The 17,293-nt window shown below is 58.9% G+C and carries 13 protein-coding genes; 5 read left to right on the top strand and 8 right to left on the bottom strand.

Annotated features, from left to right (window positions below):
• Both AC5S3R_RS15820 and AC5S3R_RS15815 read right to left on the bottom strand, forming a co-directional pair.
• A partial coding sequence (locus AC5S3R_RS15820; RefSeq protein WP_494268118.1) for an MHYT domain-containing protein occupies positions 1-1,421 on the bottom strand: 1,421 nt, incomplete at its 3' end.
• A gap of 64 nt (positions 1,422-1,485) precedes the next feature.
• Positions 1,486-1,893 (bottom strand): vitamin K epoxide reductase family protein, encoded by a 408-nt coding sequence (locus tag AC5S3R_RS15815; RefSeq protein WP_494268117.1) that lies wholly within the window; start codon positions 1,891-1,893, stop codon positions 1,486-1,488.
• Here AC5S3R_RS15815 and AC5S3R_RS15810 point away from each other — a divergent pair.
• Entirely contained in the window at positions 1,892-2,626 is a 735-nt protein-coding gene (locus tag AC5S3R_RS15810) for a DsbA family protein (protein ID WP_494268115.1), read from the top strand. The two genes, AC5S3R_RS15815 and AC5S3R_RS15810, sit on opposite strands and share 2 nt — an antisense overlap.
• Positions 2,627-2,696: 70 nt before the next feature.
• Here the strand turns inward: AC5S3R_RS15810 and AC5S3R_RS15805 are convergent, their stop codons facing one another.
• The gene (locus AC5S3R_RS15805) at positions 2,697-5,153 is read right to left on the bottom strand and encodes an ADOP family duplicated permease (protein WP_494268114.1); all 2,457 of its coding nucleotides are present in this window, start codon (positions 5,151-5,153) and stop codon (positions 2,697-2,699) included.
• 110 nt (positions 5,154-5,263) lie between these two features.
• Here AC5S3R_RS15805 and AC5S3R_RS15800 point away from each other — a divergent pair, with 110 nt between their 5' ends.
• Positions 5,264-5,776, top strand: coding sequence for a MarR family winged helix-turn-helix transcriptional regulator (locus AC5S3R_RS15800; protein WP_494268113.1), 513 nt, complete (start codon positions 5,264-5,266; stop codon positions 5,774-5,776).
• A gap of 148 nt (positions 5,777-5,924) precedes the next feature.
• On the opposite strand, the gene AC5S3R_RS15795 is transcribed toward AC5S3R_RS15800, so the two are convergent.
• From AC5S3R_RS15795 to AC5S3R_RS15775, 5 genes are all read right to left on the bottom strand, one after another.
• Positions 5,925-8,495 carry a CHAT domain-containing protein gene (locus AC5S3R_RS15795; protein WP_494268111.1) on the bottom strand — a complete coding sequence of 857 codons (2,571 nt, stop codon included), beginning with the start codon at positions 8,493-8,495 and terminating at the stop codon, positions 5,925-5,927.
• A 44-nt stretch (positions 8,496-8,539) separates the two neighbouring features.
• A complete protein-coding gene (locus AC5S3R_RS15790; protein ID WP_494268109.1) occupies positions 8,540-9,424 on the bottom strand; it encodes a hypothetical protein in 885 nt (294 codons plus the stop codon).
• Positions 9,425-9,750: 326 nt separating this feature from the next.
• A complete protein-coding gene (locus AC5S3R_RS15785; RefSeq protein ID WP_494268107.1) occupies positions 9,751-10,425 on the bottom strand; it encodes a zf-HC2 domain-containing protein in 675 nt (224 codons plus the stop codon).
• Between the two features lie 91 nt (positions 10,426-10,516).
• The gene (locus tag AC5S3R_RS15780) at positions 10,517-11,104 is read right to left on the bottom strand and encodes an RNA polymerase sigma factor (RefSeq protein ID WP_494268106.1); all 588 of its coding nucleotides are present in this window, start codon (positions 11,102-11,104) and stop codon (positions 10,517-10,519) included.
• 865 nt (positions 11,105-11,969) lie between these two features.
• Complete coding sequence (locus AC5S3R_RS15775; protein WP_494268104.1) at positions 11,970-13,334, bottom strand: hypothetical protein; 1,365 nt, start codon at positions 13,332-13,334, stop codon at positions 11,970-11,972.
• A 233-nt stretch (positions 13,335-13,567) separates the two neighbouring features.
• On the opposite strand from AC5S3R_RS15775, the gene AC5S3R_RS15770 reads away from it, so the two are divergent.
• From AC5S3R_RS15770 to AC5S3R_RS15760, 3 genes are all read left to right on the top strand, one after another.
• Positions 13,568-14,620 (top strand): ketose-bisphosphate aldolase, encoded by a 1,053-nt coding sequence (locus tag AC5S3R_RS15770; protein WP_494268102.1) that lies wholly within the window; start codon positions 13,568-13,570, stop codon positions 14,618-14,620.
• Positions 14,621-14,806: 186 nt separating this feature from the next.
• Positions 14,807-16,348, top strand: coding sequence for a methyl-accepting chemotaxis protein (locus tag AC5S3R_RS15765; protein ID WP_494268100.1), 1,542 nt, complete (start codon positions 14,807-14,809; stop codon positions 16,346-16,348).
• A 41-nt stretch (positions 16,349-16,389) separates the two neighbouring features.
• The gene (locus AC5S3R_RS15760) at positions 16,390-17,289 is read left to right on the top strand and encodes a D-hexose-6-phosphate mutarotase (RefSeq protein ID WP_494268098.1); all 900 of its coding nucleotides are present in this window, start codon (positions 16,390-16,392) and stop codon (positions 17,287-17,289) included.
• Positions 17,290-17,293: the final 4 nt, after the last annotated feature.

Here is a 17,293-nt window from a genome sequence, read left to right as displayed (position 1 = left end):
AAGCGGCTGCCTGTGGCCCCCGCGCCGCTGGTTATCGAATCAAAGTACAGCGTACCGCCGTGGCGCGCAATGATTTCCGTGCTGATGGATAGTCCCAGTCCCGTTCCGTTGCGCCCCTTGGTAGTGAAGAACGGCTCCAGAATCTTTCCGCGCACCTCTGTTGGAATTCCCGCGCCGGTATCTGCAATCTCAATCTGTACGCCGCGAGGTCCCGGGTCTACCGTCAAGCGCAGCTTTCCGCCGCTGGGCATTGCATCAATCGCATTGCTGATAAGGTTCGCCATTACCTGCCGAATCTCGCCCTCGCGGCAAATCACCTGCGGCACGCTGTCCGGCCAATGCCGCTCCACCGTCACCTTGTTTGCCGCCAGCGGGGTTTGAAAGAGCACCAGAGCCGACTCCAGCAGCTCCGGAATCGAGACTTCAGCCGGAGCGCTCTCCTGCCGGTAAAAGCGCAGCGTCTGCGCGGTAATCGCGCCGATTCGCTCTACCTCTTTCTGCGCCATTCCGAGATATTGCTTTTCGTTTTCGCCAATCTGGCCCATCTGCGCGAGGAACAGAAGGTTGGTCACCGCTTCGAGCGGGTTGTTAATCTCATGCGCTACCGAGGCTGCTATCTTGCCCGCCGCAGCGAGCCCTTCCAGCTTGCGCGTGCTCTCCTCGTTGCGCTGCTGCGCTTCGCCTGCCGCCTCAATCCATCGCGCCTTGTCGCGGTATGAGACCACCAGCAACGCGAAGAAGAGCAGCATGGCATTGCCTACACCAAACCGCGCCAGTATCTCGCCGCCCAGGGAGACCGGCATGCGCACGCTGACCGCATCCGGCGCAGGCGTGAACGCGCACATTCCCGCGTAGTGCATTCCGCAGATGGCCACGGCAGCCACTCCGGAGGCGACAATGCGCGGCCTCAAAGCCTTGATGCCGTTGGCGCTGCGGTCCAGCATCTCCATTGCGCCCCACGAGGCCGCCACCGCAATCAGGAATGAGTACACAACCCAGAACGGGTCCCACATGACCGGCCCGGAAAACTGCAGCGCGCTCATGCCGATGTAGTGCATGGCGCAGATGCCCGCGCCCACCACCACCGCTCCCACAACGCGCGAAGACACGGACTTGTTTCCCAGCCTGTGATTCTGCGCGACCAGGTGCAGCGCCAGCCACGCGCTGCCCACCGCCACCAGCACCGACAGCGCCGTGCGGTCCACCGCGTAGTAGAGCGGAAACGGCGGCTGCCACGCCTGCATGCCGATAAAGTGCATCGACCAGATGCCGAGGCCCAGCGTTATGCCGCCAAAGAGCACCCACCCGCGGCTGCCGGTATTGGCACGCGCGTGGTCCATGGACTCAAAGGCCACAAACCCCGCAAGAAATGCGATGACGAACGAACAGAAAATTGTCCAAAGATCGTAATTTCCGGGCAAGCGGAACCTCTTCGCGCATGCGAGAAAATCGGGAAATGGAACCCCGGGCCCAATTATCTATCCATCAAGCCGTACGCGATGGATTGCTTTTCAGGAAAATCCACACCAGGGCAAGGATCGTAATCAGCGCAATCGTAACCTGCGAAATTACGCAGTAGAGGCACCAGACTTCCAGACGGAAGGCCTCAATCGACGTCAAATAGAGAGCAAACCCGCAGCCAATGGCGGCAGCAAGCAAGGTAAGCGCGCGGCGCTTCTGCACGGCAAGCAAGGCCAGCGCAAGATAACCCGCAATCCCAATTGCCGCAACCGGGACATGCTGCAGCTCCGCATACCGGCTGTGGTTCACAACACCGCAGTCCCAGTGGGAGTTGATATCGCATGGCTCCACGGCGTTTGAATAATGCACCCGCAACGCAAGGATTGATACAATCAGGCCCAGTATTGCCAGAGAGGCGATCACAAACCGCATGAAGCTTTTACTCCTTTATCCCGAACAAAATCCCTGCATGCAAAATCAAAACTATCGTTCCAACAAGCTTACCCCAGCCAGCTCCGTTTCCGCTTCGGCGATTTTCCGCTGGGCCTTCGCCGCGTTCTCCCTTGCACTGGTGCTCGTGGGAGCATCCGCACATGCACAGAACATGGCCGCGCTGAAACCGCCGCCGGGCGCGCATGTGGCTCTCTATGAGTTTGCCGACCTGCAGTGCCCAATGTGCGCACGCGAGAATCCACTCCTCAGGGACGCCGCAGCCAAGTACCACATTCCCTGGCTGCGCCATGACTTCCCGCTGCCCATGCACAACTGGAGCTTCCAGGCCGCGGTGAATGCACGATGGTTTGACGCAAATCCCAAGCATCTGGGCAACGACTATCGCGATGCAATCTTTGCCAATCAGGCCAGCATTGAGACGACGGGCGACCTTACCCAGTTCACGCAGAAATTTGCGCAGCAGCACGGCATTGCCCTGCCCTTCGCGATTGATCCGATGGGAACCTTCAGCAATGCCGTCAAAGCCGACGCGGCATTGGCGCAGAGCCTGGGCGTTCATCAGACGCCTACGGTATGGGTTGTGACCGACCGCACCAACGGAGCCGCGCCTTATACCGAGGTGACGGACTTCAACAAGCTCTACGTGATGCTCGATGCGGCGATTGCGAAAACCGGCAGCAAGGCTGCAGTCGCTACCCACGCGAAGAAATAAGAGAGCGTGTATGCAAGACAAAAGCCCTGCTTATGCGGGGCTTTTGCTTTCTGCTCCCTTATTCCCTGCCTTATTCCGCCCGCAACGCTTCCACGGCGTTTACGCGTGCTGCGCGATATGCGGGAATTGCTGAAGCGACAACGGCTGCGAGCAGAATCACCAGCGCTGGGCCCGCAAAGGCCAGCACGCCCGGCTGGTCAATCTGCGCAATGTAGCTCCCTGCCACGCGCACTGCGGCAAAGCCGAGCACGATACCGGCTACAACGCCCAGGCCGGCCATCCACAGACCATCGCGCAGCACGCTCGCCAGAATTGAATTCGGCTGCGCCCCCAAGGCCATGCGGATTCCAAACTCGCGTGTTCTGCTGGAAACGGAAAACGCCAGCACTCCTGCCACGCCGACTACGGAGATCAGCAGCGCCACCGCTGCGAATCCGCCAAAGACAATTGCGTTCAGCTTGTCTGGCGAAAGCACCTCGGCACGCACGTCTCCCAGCGTCGTGGGCTTCTCAATCGGCTGGTCACCACTCATCTGATGAATCGTCTGCGTAATTGCGGGCAGCAACGAGTACGCATCCTGATGCGCACGTACGAACAGCCTTCCGCCTGCCCACTCCTGATCAATCGGCTGATAGACCGACATCTCCGGCGCGGGGATGATGTTCTCATCGTCGAAGTCAGGAACGACCGCGATAATTCTGCGTGGCTCCGGGCTGATGCCGATGAACTTGATGACAGGGTCGGTCCAGCGCAGTGTGCGGTTGAGCGCGTCCTGCCCGGGGAAGAGCTGGTCTGCGAGGCTCTTCGAGATAATGACTACGCGCTCGTTGCCGTCCTTGTCGCCGTCGTTAAAGTCGCGGCCTTCGAAAATCGGCACGCCCATTGTTGCGAAGAATCCCGGCCCTACTCCACGGAACTTTGCGCGGTAGTCCTGCCCGTCTGCCCTGCGCGCGCCGGAGGCTGCAAAGCTCATGGCGATGCTTGCTTCGCGCGAGTCGCGCCACGGCACGCTGAAGCCCTGCGATACGTGCTCCACGCCGGGAATCGCCGCGACGCTCCGCACTACTTCGTGATAGAACTCGCGTATCTGCTCGGGGGTTTTGTGATACGTCATTTGCGGCAGGTTGATCGCCAGCACTTGCGAGGTATCGAACGGAGGCCGCGTGCTTTCGAGGACAAAGAGCGTCTTCATCAAGACCACTGCGCCAACCAGCAGCAGGAACGACGCCGCAATCTGCGTAACCGCAAAGGCTTTCAGCTTGCGGCCACTTCCGCCTGTCACGCGAGCGCCGCGCGCTGACAGGCCACCCCCTGCGGCTTCCGGGGAAGGCAGCTTTGGCACATAAGCAAGGAAGACCGCCGCAACAAACGCCAGCGCAATGCCTACCCACACCAACGTAAAGTCGAGATGAATCTCGCTTGCGCGTACAGAGAACCGCGCTGCGTAACGCGCCAACTCCTCGACCATGGGGATTGCCACGAGCACGGCTGCAATTGCGCCAGAGATGCAGAGCACAAGGCTTTCAGCGAGCAGGGTGCGGCGCAAGGCCGATGCGGTTGCGCCGAGTGCGGCACGCACCGCCAGTTCTCCTTCACGCCGGACTGTTCTTGCGAGCACAAGGTTTGCCACGTTCGAGCTGGCGATGACAAACAGCAGCGCTGAGGCGGCAAACAGAATCCACAGAATCGCGCTGGCCTTTGCGTTGATCTGGTCGTGCATCCGCGTCACGCTGATCTGGTAGTGGTCGGTGGGGTGGTACTCGGCTGTATGCGCCGCCGTCATGGTTGCATAGGAGCGGTTCAGCTCGGCACGCGCCTGCTCCAGCGTTGCGCCCGGAGCCAGCCTTCCGAATATCTCGGTCATGCGATGCGAGCGGCCTGTCACCATAGTTGCGGAAAGATGATGCGGACTCGTCACCAGGTTGGCGAAGATTTGCGTCTCCGCCGGGTAGGGCGCGGACGGCTCCAGCACGCCGATTACCGTGCCGGAAGTTGGCCCGGCGTACACCTCAATGCGTACTACCTTGCCGAGCACGTTCGGGTCCGAGTGCAACGCTTCGCGCCAGAAGTTATACGTCAGCACAATCGCGCCCGCTGCATTGCGCCCGTCATCCTGCGGCCCCAGCAAGCGCCCCAGCACTGGCCGCAGGCCCATTACGTGGAAGTAATTGCCGTCCACAACTCCAGCGGTGACCGTGGTTGGAGATCCAAGGCCCACGAGCGTAAAGTCTACTTGCGAGAAGGTGCCAATCTCGCTGATTGTCTTCAGTCCCGTGCGAAGATCCACAATCTCCGGCACGGAAAACGTGGTGTTCTCCATGCCGAGGCCCGGCGCGCTCTGACGGATGTACAGCAGCCGGTTCTCGTCCTGATTTTGCAGCGGCTTGAGCAGCACCGCACGCACCACGCTGAAGATGGCGGCATTCGCGCCGATTCCCAGCGCCAGCGTCAGAGCCACCGTAATCCAAAGCGCGGGAACCCGCGCAAGCGAACGAACCGCGAACTTCAAATCGCGAAAGAAAGACATGAAGGACCTCCGGGGGAGGGGAAAATTCGCCAATAAAAGTTGACAGATACGTTGGTATCAACCAATCTAACCCCGTGTCAAGCTCTAAAATGGCTGTGGGAACGACTAAAATGGCTTCTTCGATGAAAAAAATTCCGGCGAAAAAATCAGCAGCCTCAAAAAACGCAGCGCCAGCGGAAGTCCCCGGCGGCATTCTTCCCTACACCACCACCCTGCTTGTGCGCGACTGCTGCTTGTGCCTGCATGTCCAGCGCGCCGCACGCACGCTTGCCCGCCGCTTTGACGAAGCCCTGCGCCCCTACGACCTGACCAACGGGCAGTTTTCTTTATTGATGAGCCTCAACCGCCCCGAGCCGCCATCGATGGCTCCCGTGGCGTCTCTGCTGGCAATGGACCGGACCACGCTCACCGCCGCCCTTAAGCCGTTGGAGCGCCGAGGGCTGGTCAAGATTACGCCAGACCCGGACGACCGCCGCAGCCGCATTCTTTCGCTCACCGCGAAGGGTCGTAAGCTGCTGGCGCAAGCTATGCCGGTATGGCAGTCTACTCATGAAGAGATTGAACTGCTCATCCCGGCAGGCACTCCTGAAGACCTTCGGCTGAATCTCAAGGCATTGTCTTGAAGGCGGCTTTTAGCTGTTAGCTCGACTGAGCGAGAACGGGCGGGGCATGTTCTCAAGCGTTGCTTCCTTAACTCAATTCCTATTTATTCCATGAAGCTGCGAGCTGCACGGAGGAACTAATAGCTAGAAGCTAACAGCTGCTTTTTCCCTATCGGCTGTATATCTGAAATGCTGCCCAGTAAAACGGCTGGCGCAATTTCCCTTTTGCGTGCAGCAGCTCCAGCTTTGCCTCGCGCAGCGCCTCTGCCGGGGTCTTGCCTGCTGCAATCCCCGCGTACAGCGTATCCATCAGTTTCGGCGTAGAATCATCACTCACTTCCCACAACGCTGCCACTACCTGCCGAGCCCCGGCACGCAAAAATGCCCACGACAATCCAATCGGGCCCTCGCCCACATAGGCTCGCGTCCCTGCTCCGTCGCATGCGGAAATCGTTACCAGCCGCGCATTCAGCGGATGCGTCAATATCTCCCGCGCATATAGCTTGTACGCTCCCGCGGCATCTTCCGCCTGCGCTGCGGTAACCACTTGCTTCCCATCCGGCTGCGAAAGCAGAATCGCCGAATCCAGCGGGTTGGTCCGGTTCGCCGTTGCATGCGAGACAAAGTGAATAAACTCAAACCGCTCCGGGTTCGCATTCACATATGCGGCAGGTGTAGCCTTTGCGTCGGAAATTACATCCACGCTTGCCGCATCAAAGTGCCCCGCCACTCGCTTCATCTCCGTGCCAAAGTACCGCAGCGGCGGAAACTTCGGGTCCTCCATCACAGGATTCCCCACCAGCAGCATCTTCTGCGCCCCTGCCGCCTTCGCGTTCTCTCCGTGCGCCAGCAAATCCAGCGAAGGCGCGGACTCCAGCGTCCAGTCTTCAATCAGCGCATGCGCCTTGCGCGCCGATTCCGGAACCGGCAACGTTTCAAAGTTCAGCTCATTCAACGCGCCATCCGCCAGCACAATCACGGGCTTCTTCGCATCCACCATCCCCCGTGCCGGCTCCACCAGCGTGTGATACAAGAACACACCGTCCGCATTCGCCGTCTCTATCGGGTCATGCAAATCGATAATCGCCCGACGATAGCTCTCCACATGCCCGGCAATCTCACTCTCGCCCGGCAGCGTAAACACAGCCGACTTCTGCGGCGTAACCACCCACAGATACGATGCCGTCTTATCCAGCCAATAGAAGAACAGCGTTGCATCCGTCTTCCGTGCAATCTGTTCCGCGCGCAGTGCTTCTTCTTTCCCCTCTGGATGCTTCGCGTCCATGCCAAGCCCAGCGGCAAGTGTCCGCGCCCGAATCTGGTCCGCCTGCGCCAAAGCCTCCGCAGTTCTTCCACGCTTGACGAGGAACCGCACATAGTTCTTGTAAACATGGCTGGCGGTGGTGGTGAACGAAAGCGCGGAATCCTCATGCTTCAACTGCGCACGCGCCGCAATCCACTCCGCAATCGCGTTCTTGTACGTACGCTCAGCCAGTGCAAACTTCCCTTCCGCTTCATAAAGCCTGCCTAAAGAGTTGCCCGCGTTCAGCCGGTCGGCAATCGGGTTGGAGGTATTGGCAAGAATCGAGCGGTAATTTTCCTCGCCCTTGGCAAAGTCATGCTTCGCCGTAGCCAGTTCCCCCTCCACCAGAGTCAGGTACGACGATGGGGCATGTTTTTCCTCCGCCTCGATCTGCTGCGCCTCTCTCAGGTGAGCATCTGCCTTATCCAGCTTGTCGGTATCGGTATATATCTCCAACAGGGCAACGTTGAGCAAAGCGTCCACAATTCCCTGCGGCTTGCGCAACTGTCTCGCAATCGCCAGAATCCTTTCGTCCAGCTCTTCCGCGTGAAGCACTTCTTCGTGGTCGTAATTCAGTGTCCCGCGATCACGGTACACAAGCGCTTCCTGCGTTACCCAGAATTGCTGCGAGCTTAGATCGCCCAGCCCGGCTGCAATCTTCTCCGCCGTCTCCAACCACTCCAGAGCCCGGTCGGTATCGCCCAGCTTCCACCACGCATCGCCCAGGTTGCCCGCAGTCAGTTGCTTCAGATCGTCATAACCATGGCGGGCGGCCATCTCGTTTCCCGTGCGCGACCATTGCACCGACTCGTCAAACTGCTCCGCCTGGAATGCCACGTATCCCAGTTGCATCAACGCATTCGCCTGCCGCCACGTATCTTTGTGCGCCCGGGCAAAATCAAGCGCGCGCAGATAGAACATCTGCGCCCTGTCCTTGTGCCGCAGGTTGTAAGCCAGGGAGCCACGCCCCAACCACATCCCTCCGCAAACATCCGGCTGCGGCTGTGCCTTGCTGCAAAGCTCTTCCGCGTCGTCCAGCTCCTGGTTCGCGGTCCTCATATTCGCTGGATACAGCTCCATTTGCTGTATCCAGGCGGAAGCCTGATAGGTCAGCTTTTCCACCTGCCCGCTCAAAGCGTCTTTGTGCGGTGGGGAATACTTTGAAAGAACGTCGAGCGCCTGCTTGCCATACTCGCTGCCCGCCTCATTGCTGCCCAGGTAAATCAGTGTCTGCGCATCCAGCAGGCGAAACTTCCCTGCCAGCTCGGGCTCGGATTCCTGATAGCGCGCCCACCCCGCCGCGGCCTCCTGGTGCGCCTCCGCATTGAATCCCTGGTGAAAAATTCGCACGGCATGCTCATAAGTATCTTCGGCGGCATCAGGGCGTTCATCTTTCAAAGGAATCAGCAGCAAAAACAGCAGGGCCAGCGGCAACACATACCATAGCCACTGACCCCGCTTGCGTTCTCTTTTTCCCGGTTCTACGGGCGTGTTCTGCCGCCCCCCGAACCCGATGCGATCGGAATTGTCCCGTCGATTGCGCAACCCAGCTTCAGATTCAGCATGGTCAGCTTCACCACGGTTGACTCGGGAATCCCATCCCCGTTGTAGTCCTCGTGGGTTATCACCAGGTTGGCCAGTTCCACGGTGCCAAAGTCGGGAATTTTCAAGATATTCCCGAAAGTAGTCCCAGGGAACGATCCGGTCACATGATGCACCAGCGAACACTCAAGCTTCTCCGAAATAGAAACATTAGAGGAAAGTTGATTGTACGCTGCCTTAAGCTCTTCAGGCGCATCTTCGCGGTCGTGAATCCCCGCGTACTGTTTTTTCAGGCGCTCCACCAGCGGCGGATGCTGGGCATATCCCTTATCGCCCGTGGGCTTCTCCCCAACCAGTTTCAGGTCAATTTCGGCATGGATCGGATGACCAGCAACTCTCAGATTCTCAAACCGCGTGCCCAGAAAGCTGATCTCCGGAACATAGCCCGTCTTAGGATGCTCGGTGATAATCTGCCCCACCACGCGGTCGCAGGTGAGAATCTCAAGCACGTTCAGCCCTTCCACCACGGTCGTCGTCAAGGTTGCCCACCCGTGGCCGTCCTTTGTGCCGCGATTGCCTGCCACCTGCGTATAGGCGCGATTGAAGGAAAGAACACCTTCCACCCTGTAGGGGTCCGAATGCTCCGCAAGGTAGCCGCCGCGCTGATAAAGATGTGTCGTTGTCTGCGGCTCAATCTTCTGCTTCAAGGGCAGATGAAGCTGGCCGGAAAGTATCTCGGCTTCGGCATGAAAATCATGCGTCCTCGTCTTAGTTGACTTCTTGTGCGTTACCTCGATAACAGACTCATCACGCATTCTCGCCATAAACGGACCCATCCTCTCAGAAATCGAAACATCAGTTAGGAAAAGTTAGAAAGAGCGCACAGGCTTTTGCCTGCACAGAATTTCTCGAACCAACGTAGGAGCTTTCATACAAAAGGGGGGGGAGATACCTGGGCCCGAAAATAATCACTCCCGGATTTTCGCGGGAATTGTATCGAATACAGAAGGCATTTGCATAAAAAAGACAGGGGACAGGGTGTCGGGTGCAGGGAGATTGCTATTCCGCCTAACTGGGCATCCCAGCCTTGCACGCGGATGGAATATCGAGAGTTTTTCTCTACTCCCCGCGTCCTCCTGCACCCGATCTCCTATTTGTCCACTGTCAAATCAAACACGCTTGTCGTTGCCACTGTCCGTCCGCCCTGCGCGTCCACGCCAGTGACCTTGACCGTATACGTGCCGTTCACGAGTGTCCGTCCCGGAATCGTCAGCGTCTGCTGTTCGCCTGCCTGCGGAACCGGCACTGTCTTGCTCCACAGCGTCTTTCCCTGCGGACTCACCAGCTCCACCACGTACGAGACGTAGCCTGTTCCGTCGGACGGCAGCACGTCGGGAATGGAAAGCGCGCCCTGCGCACTCACCGTCAGACGCTGGTGATCGCCGTCGCCGCGTGTAGAACCACGGAGTGGGGTTGGAGAGGCCAGGCTGGGCTCACTCGCCGCAGTCTTAAGCCCTGGTAGAACCACAAAGTTCTGGTATCCCACCACGAGCAGCAACAACGCCATCACCGGAACCATGTAAACAGGCTTCAGCCACGCGAACCAATCGTGCTTCTCTTTTACCGGCCGGGCGTCCTTCACCACAGCCATCTTCGGCAACTGCTTCTTCGCTTCGTCGATGAACACAACACCTGCGCGCACATCCATCGCGCACTCGGTGCAATCGAACATATGCTCTTCAAACGCATCGCGAGCATCAGGGCCCATCTCGTTGAGCAGGTACTGCTCCACGGCCATCTGTTCCAGTGCTTCGCTATGATTCATCGCTTTTCCTCCCTGCCGTACCAGGGCTTAACCAAACTGCTTGCAACCCAACATCCCATCTAAAATTCAGACTTCCTTTCCTTCCAGCCATTCAGGCCCTCGCTCCCATCAACGTGGGATTCCCCAGGCGTTTCACATACTCTGTCTTGAATCCCTGCTTGGCGCGGTGCAGCAAAACGCGCAGATACTCGCGGTCTACACCGAACTTCGCGCACACCTCGTCGCGGTCGCGCTCTTCCAGAAACACCGCTTTCAACAGGTCGCGGTCGCGCTGCGGCAGCTCTCGCAGAATCTCGCGAACCTTGTCCGCTTCCTGGCGGCTCGCGGCAATATCCAAGGCATTCCTGCTCTTATCCGCCGGCTCCGGGCTGTTCTCGTCATCGAGAGAATCGTTGCGCCCCATCGCGCGGTACTCCTCAAAAAGAATGTTGTTACAGGTCGAATTCACAAATGCGCCCAGCCGCTCCGGCTGCCGCAACCCGCCATCTCTCCGCAGGGTGGCATACACCCGTGCGAAGGTCTCCTGACATACGTCATCAATTGCCTGCGCTGACCGTAGCCGCGAGCGCAACTTGATTTGCAGCAGCGCGCTGAAATACGCAACAAAGTGATCCTGCGTAGTCCTGTCGCCGGCGCAAAGATTTTCTACGTAACTTGCATCAAAAGAATGAAATTGCAACGTTTTCCTCGTTCCGGGGGAAGGAGACGAGTATAGCACTGCATCAGTTAATGTCGAGCGAACACCACGGCCCAGTGAGCCCGAATCAGCACCCCGGCTCGCGGTAATCCTTGCACCGTTTCCCGGAATTGCAACCGTCGTAGACAAGTTCATAGCCCTGCTCCATGCCAGACTGCGGCCGTGGATTCTTCCACGCTCTTCCCCCGCAAGCTGTGTGTCTCGATACACAGGAGCCTCCCCCTACGGAGGCACCAGAATCACCACCAACAGGTTCCATCTTCAGGACGCCAAGACGTCCCTCCGCTGGCAGAATCTCAACGTTCGCAAGCAACTTTCACCAGGCCGGACCCAGGACAGACACGAACCAAGGTCCGCGCATTCCATCCGGAAATGTATGGGAAAAGCCTCACGCCGCCTCGAATCCCTGGCAGGACGGTATTGCAGCATCTGGCTTTGGAGAGAGAGAAGTATCACAGACGGAGCCCGCTCCTCCGAAAAGCGAGCCCCGTCTGTGTTCTGGAGCTGGCCTTCAAGACGCGTGCGCTACCCGAAGGAACTGTCCCAGAACGCTGCGTGCTTTGCGCCACTGCGCACAACACGCTTTCCACTCAAACGCCGGCAAGCTTCAGCCGTTTATCCTGCCCCCAATGCCACGATGCGCGTGACTTCAGCCAAACATCCTATTGGAATCTCAGGATGTCCGCTCGCGTATCCCATCCATTGGGTTACATCGGGGTAGTGAGCAGGAGTAAAAAAGCGTTTCATCTATATAAGCGAAATTCGTCAGAAAATTGTGTCACGCAAAAAAAGAAATTTTCCAACTTAATTAAGAGACAGCCGCAGACCCCGCTTTTGCGGTTGCTTTCTACTCGTTACCCCCTGCGCCCTGCCCTTTCGACCCGTGCAGAATCTGCTCAATCACCCTCTTATCCTTCGGATAGCCATCATGCGCCCGCGTCGGGCTCTCAATCACTCCAAACCAGTGCAGAGCATTCTTCACCAGCAGATTCTGCACATCCACCGTCTGCAGCGGCGGAACCCTCCACGTCAGCAGGTCGCTCGGGTCATTCAGCGCAATAATCTTCGGCTTCACGCAGGGCGTGCCCGTCTTCGCCAGCGACATCTCGTAATCACAATGCAGCTCGCCCCACGCTTCCAGATGCGTAACAAACTCATCCTGCGGCGATTCATCGAGATTCGCCAGTTCCAGCAGCGGCACCTGGTTGGCAAAGAAGTAAACCAGCGAAGTCTGCCGCAGCACCTGCATGTAAGCCTGCGCCGACCGCTGTCCACTGTCGGCGCGCGCGGCGATATCCTCCACATCCAGTGCGGAAAAAATCAGGTAGCTGCCCAGCGAGTGCGCCACCAGCACAAACTCCTGTTCCGGAGCTGGGAAAATCGCCGATTCGTCCGTTCCCGTCGCCTCGGATGCTGCCACCGACTTCAAAATCAGTTGCCGAATCCCATCGGTCATCCACGAGTGCATGGGCCCGAGCGACAAAATCGCATCTGCAAATCCCCAGTCCGCCAGATTGCTCTTGAGCGCCCGGTTGGCCAACGCGCTGCGCTTCGGCAGCTTCAGAAGCTCCTGCGCCTCCGCCTTTGTAACCCAGTCATAGGAAAGAAACCGCCCTGCCACTTGCGGGTCAGGCTCACGCGTGGAGCAGGTCTTCAGTCGCTCCGGAGCCGGCCCCGCCAGGCGCGCATCCGACGCAATAATCTGACGGCACTTCAGGCTCATCGCCAGCGGCCACCAGTTCAGCTCATCCACAAACACTGCTTCGCCGTTCCTGCGCGCCAGCTTGTAATGCACGGCAAACGGAGCCGCCGCTCGCCACTCTTCCGCCGTGGCCCAAACCGGCTTTCCCATATACCGCAGCGACGGCAGCGGCCCATCCGGCGCAAACAGCCTGCGATCTGCATAGTCATACGGCCCCACCTGCTCCCCCGCATCACTCGTGCAGTCCTTCAGATATGAGCAGATGCTCTTCCGCAGCGCCAGCGAATCATGCGATCCCGGTCCATCGGCTCCAATCCCGTGAATAAAAAAGATGTGAACCTCATGCCCGGCCATCCGCGTCAGCTCATCGCCCAGCGAACTGTACGCACCATGCTGCAGCGACACCTCAGGCGCAGCCTGCGCCCACACGCACACCGCACCAGCCGCCAACACCCCTGCGGCCACAATCCTTTTGAAAGCAAAGCGCAAAAAAACAGAGCAAGCCAGCATGCCCCATCCTCCCAACGCCTCAACTTCAAGTCAAGTAACCACAAAGGCCCACACCTGCACTTCTGCACCCCGTACCCTGCACCCTGTCCCCTGTTTTTTCTGTGTCCCATCTCACAAACCAGCCGTCCCAAACCTCTGCTACCATAAAGGCGACATAAGCAAGGCGCCCCTCGGGCTTCTGTACCACGTACCTCAGAGGCGGCTGAAAAAAGCACTCGCAAAGGAGATTCACCATGCCTCTCGTTACCACGCGGCAACTCCTCGACGAAGCCGCCAAGGGCGGTTACGGCGTCGGCGCATTCAACGTCAACAACATGGAGCAGATTCAGGCCATCGTAGGCGCGGCCATTGAGACCAACTCCCCGGTCATCATCCAGGCCAGCCGCGGCGCTCGCTCCTATGCGGAAGACCGCTACCTTTTCCACCTCATCCTCGCCGCCAACGAACTGCATCCCGAAGTAATGATTGCCATGCACCAGGACCACGGCAACAGCTTTGAGACCTGCAAGTCGGCCATTGAGCTTGGCTTCACCTCCGTCATGATGGACGGCTCGCTCAAGGAAGACGGCAAGACCCCCAACACCTTTGAAGAGAACGTGGAAGTCACCCGCCGCGTAGTTGAATACGCGCATGAGCGCGGTGTTTCCGTCGAAGGCGAAATCGGCGTCCTTGGCGGCGTGGAAGACGGACACGGCGCGGGCGGCACGGGCCTTGAGCACCTCACCGATCCCGACCAGGCGGTTGAGTTCGCCGAGCGCACCGGCGTGGATTCGCTTGCTGTTGCCATCGGCACCAGCCACGGCGCTTACAAGTTCTCGAAGAAGCCCGACGGCTCCGTCCTCAAGATGGACCTGCTCATCAAGATTCACCAGCGCCTGCCGCACACGCATCTCGTCATGCACGGCTCCAGCTCGGTGCCAAAGGATCTGCAGGACATCGTGAACCAATATGGTGGTAGCCTCAAGCCCACGTGGGGCGTTCCGGTCGAGGAGATTCAGCTCGGCATCAAGAACGGCGTCCGCAAAATCAACGTGGATACCGATAGCCGCCTTGCCATCACCGGCGCCATTCGCAAGGTCTTCGCGGAAACCCCCGAGAAGTTCGATCCCCGCGACTACCTGAAGCCCGCCCGCGAAGCCATGAAGAAGCTGGTGGCCCTGCGCATGACGCAGTTCGGCCAGGCCGGCCACGGCGGAGACTACAAACCTCTGCCGCTGGAGCACTTCATCAAGGGCTACGCCGACGGAAGCCTCGACACGCGCCCCTCGCTGGTAGCTGCGAAGTAGGACTAGTCGTCCAGGCAACTGCGCCTCCGGCGCAAAACCCAAAGGCCGCTCCATCCGGAGCGGCCTTTGTTCTTTCTAATTACCATCGGCAACTTCCCAAACCGGAAAGTCACTTTCCCCTCTTCAAAAAATTCTGCATCCCTTCTCCTTCCCGCCGATAAGCCTCAACAGGAAGGTAGTCCAGCCATGTCCAAAATTGCCCATACCGCCGAAGCCTCCCAGGCCAACACCTCTCTCGTTCACCGCCTGGCCTGCCAGGCCGACCGCATCATGGTCGCCGTGCTCTGGCTGCTCTGGCTCGTCTCCTTCGGGTTCGCCTTCCTCAATCAGACACTGCCATTGTGGGCTATACTCGCCACGGCTATCTCGGCTCTCGGAACCCTCCTCGTCCGCGCCGCGTGCGGCTCCCTCGCCACGCGCCTCTACATGGCTGCCGCCTTCATGGCCTACTCCGCCCTGCTCATCCACCAAGCTCACGGAGAAGTCGAATCCCACTTCGGCATCTTCGTTCTTCTCGCCTTCCTGCTCTACTACCGTGACTGGCGCCCGCTCATTGCCGGAGCCGCTGTTATTGCCGTTCATCACGCGCTCTTTTACTTCCTGCAATCCATCGGCACGCCCGTCTACGTCTTCCCGCACACCGGCATGCCGCTCATGGTTGTCATTCATGCTGCGTATGTCGTTGTTGAGACGACCGTGCTGGTCCTCATGGCCAGCAGCCTTCGCCATGAAACGCAGGAAGCCTCCACGCTTGCGCAACTCGGCATGCAATCCACCGCCAGTGAGGAAATCAGCCTCGACGCCTCCAGCATTGACACCGTGGGCGACGCAGGCAAGAGTGTTGCCCGCTTCCTCGGCGTTATTGCCAACACCATCGGCGAAACCATGAAGGTCGCCGGCTCCATCCGTCAGGCTTCCACCGACCTCAACACTGCCAGCGTTGCGATGGTAAAAATCCGCGACCGCCAGGACGCCGACATTCAAAGCGTCAAAAACATGGTTCACCAGATGGACCAGATGGCCACCGAGGTCGAAAACGAAAGCCGCCGCCTCTCCACTGAGGCCAACGACTCCGCGCAAGCCGCCTCCTCCATTCGCCAGATTATGAATGAAGCTACCGAGTCCATCTCCATGCTGGTCAGTTCCGTTGAGCAGACAAGCTGCCAGATTCTCGAGCTCGAAACTGCAACCACGCACATCGGCAACATTGTGGACATCATCAACCAGATTGCCCAGCAGACCAATCTTCTAGCTCTCAACGCCACTATCGAGGCCGCTCGCGCCGGCGAATCAGGCCGCGGCTTCAACGTTGTTGCACAGGAGGTTCGCCGCCTCAGCGAAGGCACGCAGCAATCCGCCAAAGAAATTCAGGAGATGCTCAGCAACCTGCGCCAGGCCGCCCTGCGCACCAAGGAAGTGGCCGAGCACAACCGCGCTGAAGCCATCCAGAGCGGCGAAAAAATGCAATCCGCCGGACAGGGCCTCGAAGAAGTCGTCACCCGTATTCCCGCCTTCGCTGCACAGGCCGGACAACTCAGCCAAGCCATGGACCAGCAGCAGTCGCTCACTCGCGCCATCAGCACCAAGATGGAGGAGATTTCCAGCTTCGTCAGCGACTCCGCGGGCCGCGTGCAGAACATCTCCGCCAGCGGGCAATCGCTCGAAGAAATGTCCGAACGCCTCTACGCCAACGTCCGCCGCTTCCGCCTCAGCCACTCCTCTCTTTAGAATGACTCTTGAAGCATTCCAACGGAGAGAACGAGAGACCCATGACAGCAGCGGAGTGGAACCAGAAATTCGGCCTTCCCGGCATTGCGGAAATTATTGAAGGCAACGGCGGCCTGCCCAAGATACGCGTTACCACCCCGGCAGCCACAGCGGAGGTCTACCTCCACGGCGCGCAGGTCACCTCGTGGATTCCCGCCAGCGGCTCCGAAGTTCTCTTTCTCTCAGAGCACTCGCTCTTTCAGGAAGGCAAAGCTATACGCGGCGGCATTCCCATCTGCTATCCGTGGTTCCGCGCCAAGGCCGACGACCCCAAGGCCCCCTCGCATGGCTTTGTCCGCACAACCGCGTGGCAAATCGAGTCCATTGCGCAGCAAGGCAGCGATATCGTTCTCTCTCTCGTTATCACACCGAGAGAGGTCACCCGTAAATTCTGGCCCCATGACTTTCACCTGACGCATCGTATCACCGTGGGCTCTGAACTTAAGCTGGAACTCATCACGCGCAACACCAGCCTGGAAGCCTTCCATATTGAGGAAGCCCTGCACACCTACTTCCGCATCGGAGATATCGAACGGGTCTCCGTCTCCGGATTGGACGGCGTCACATACTTTGACAACGTTCGCAACAACATCGAGCAGACGCAACAAGGCGAGTTGACGATGGCTGGCCCCACCGACAATGCCTACGTCGATACCCATTCCACGGCTACAGTCATCGATCCGGTTCTCAAGCGCAAGCTGATTACGGAGAAGACAAACTCCGCCACAACCATCGCATGGAATCCGTGGCAGGCTGCCGCAGCATCCATGTCCGACCTTGGCAATGACGAATGGCGCGAAATGATCTGCGTCGAAGCCTCGAACATCCTCCGCTCTGCCGTAGAAGTCGCTCCCGAAGCGGAACATATTTTCGCCGCCACTCTCCGCGTAGCAGAGCTTTAGGCAA

Source organism: Occallatibacter sp. FHG110214_02 (genome assembly GCF_059115385.1).
The sequence above is the reverse complement of the archived record's forward strand: the minus strand, read 5'-3'. Positions and strand labels throughout refer to the sequence as shown.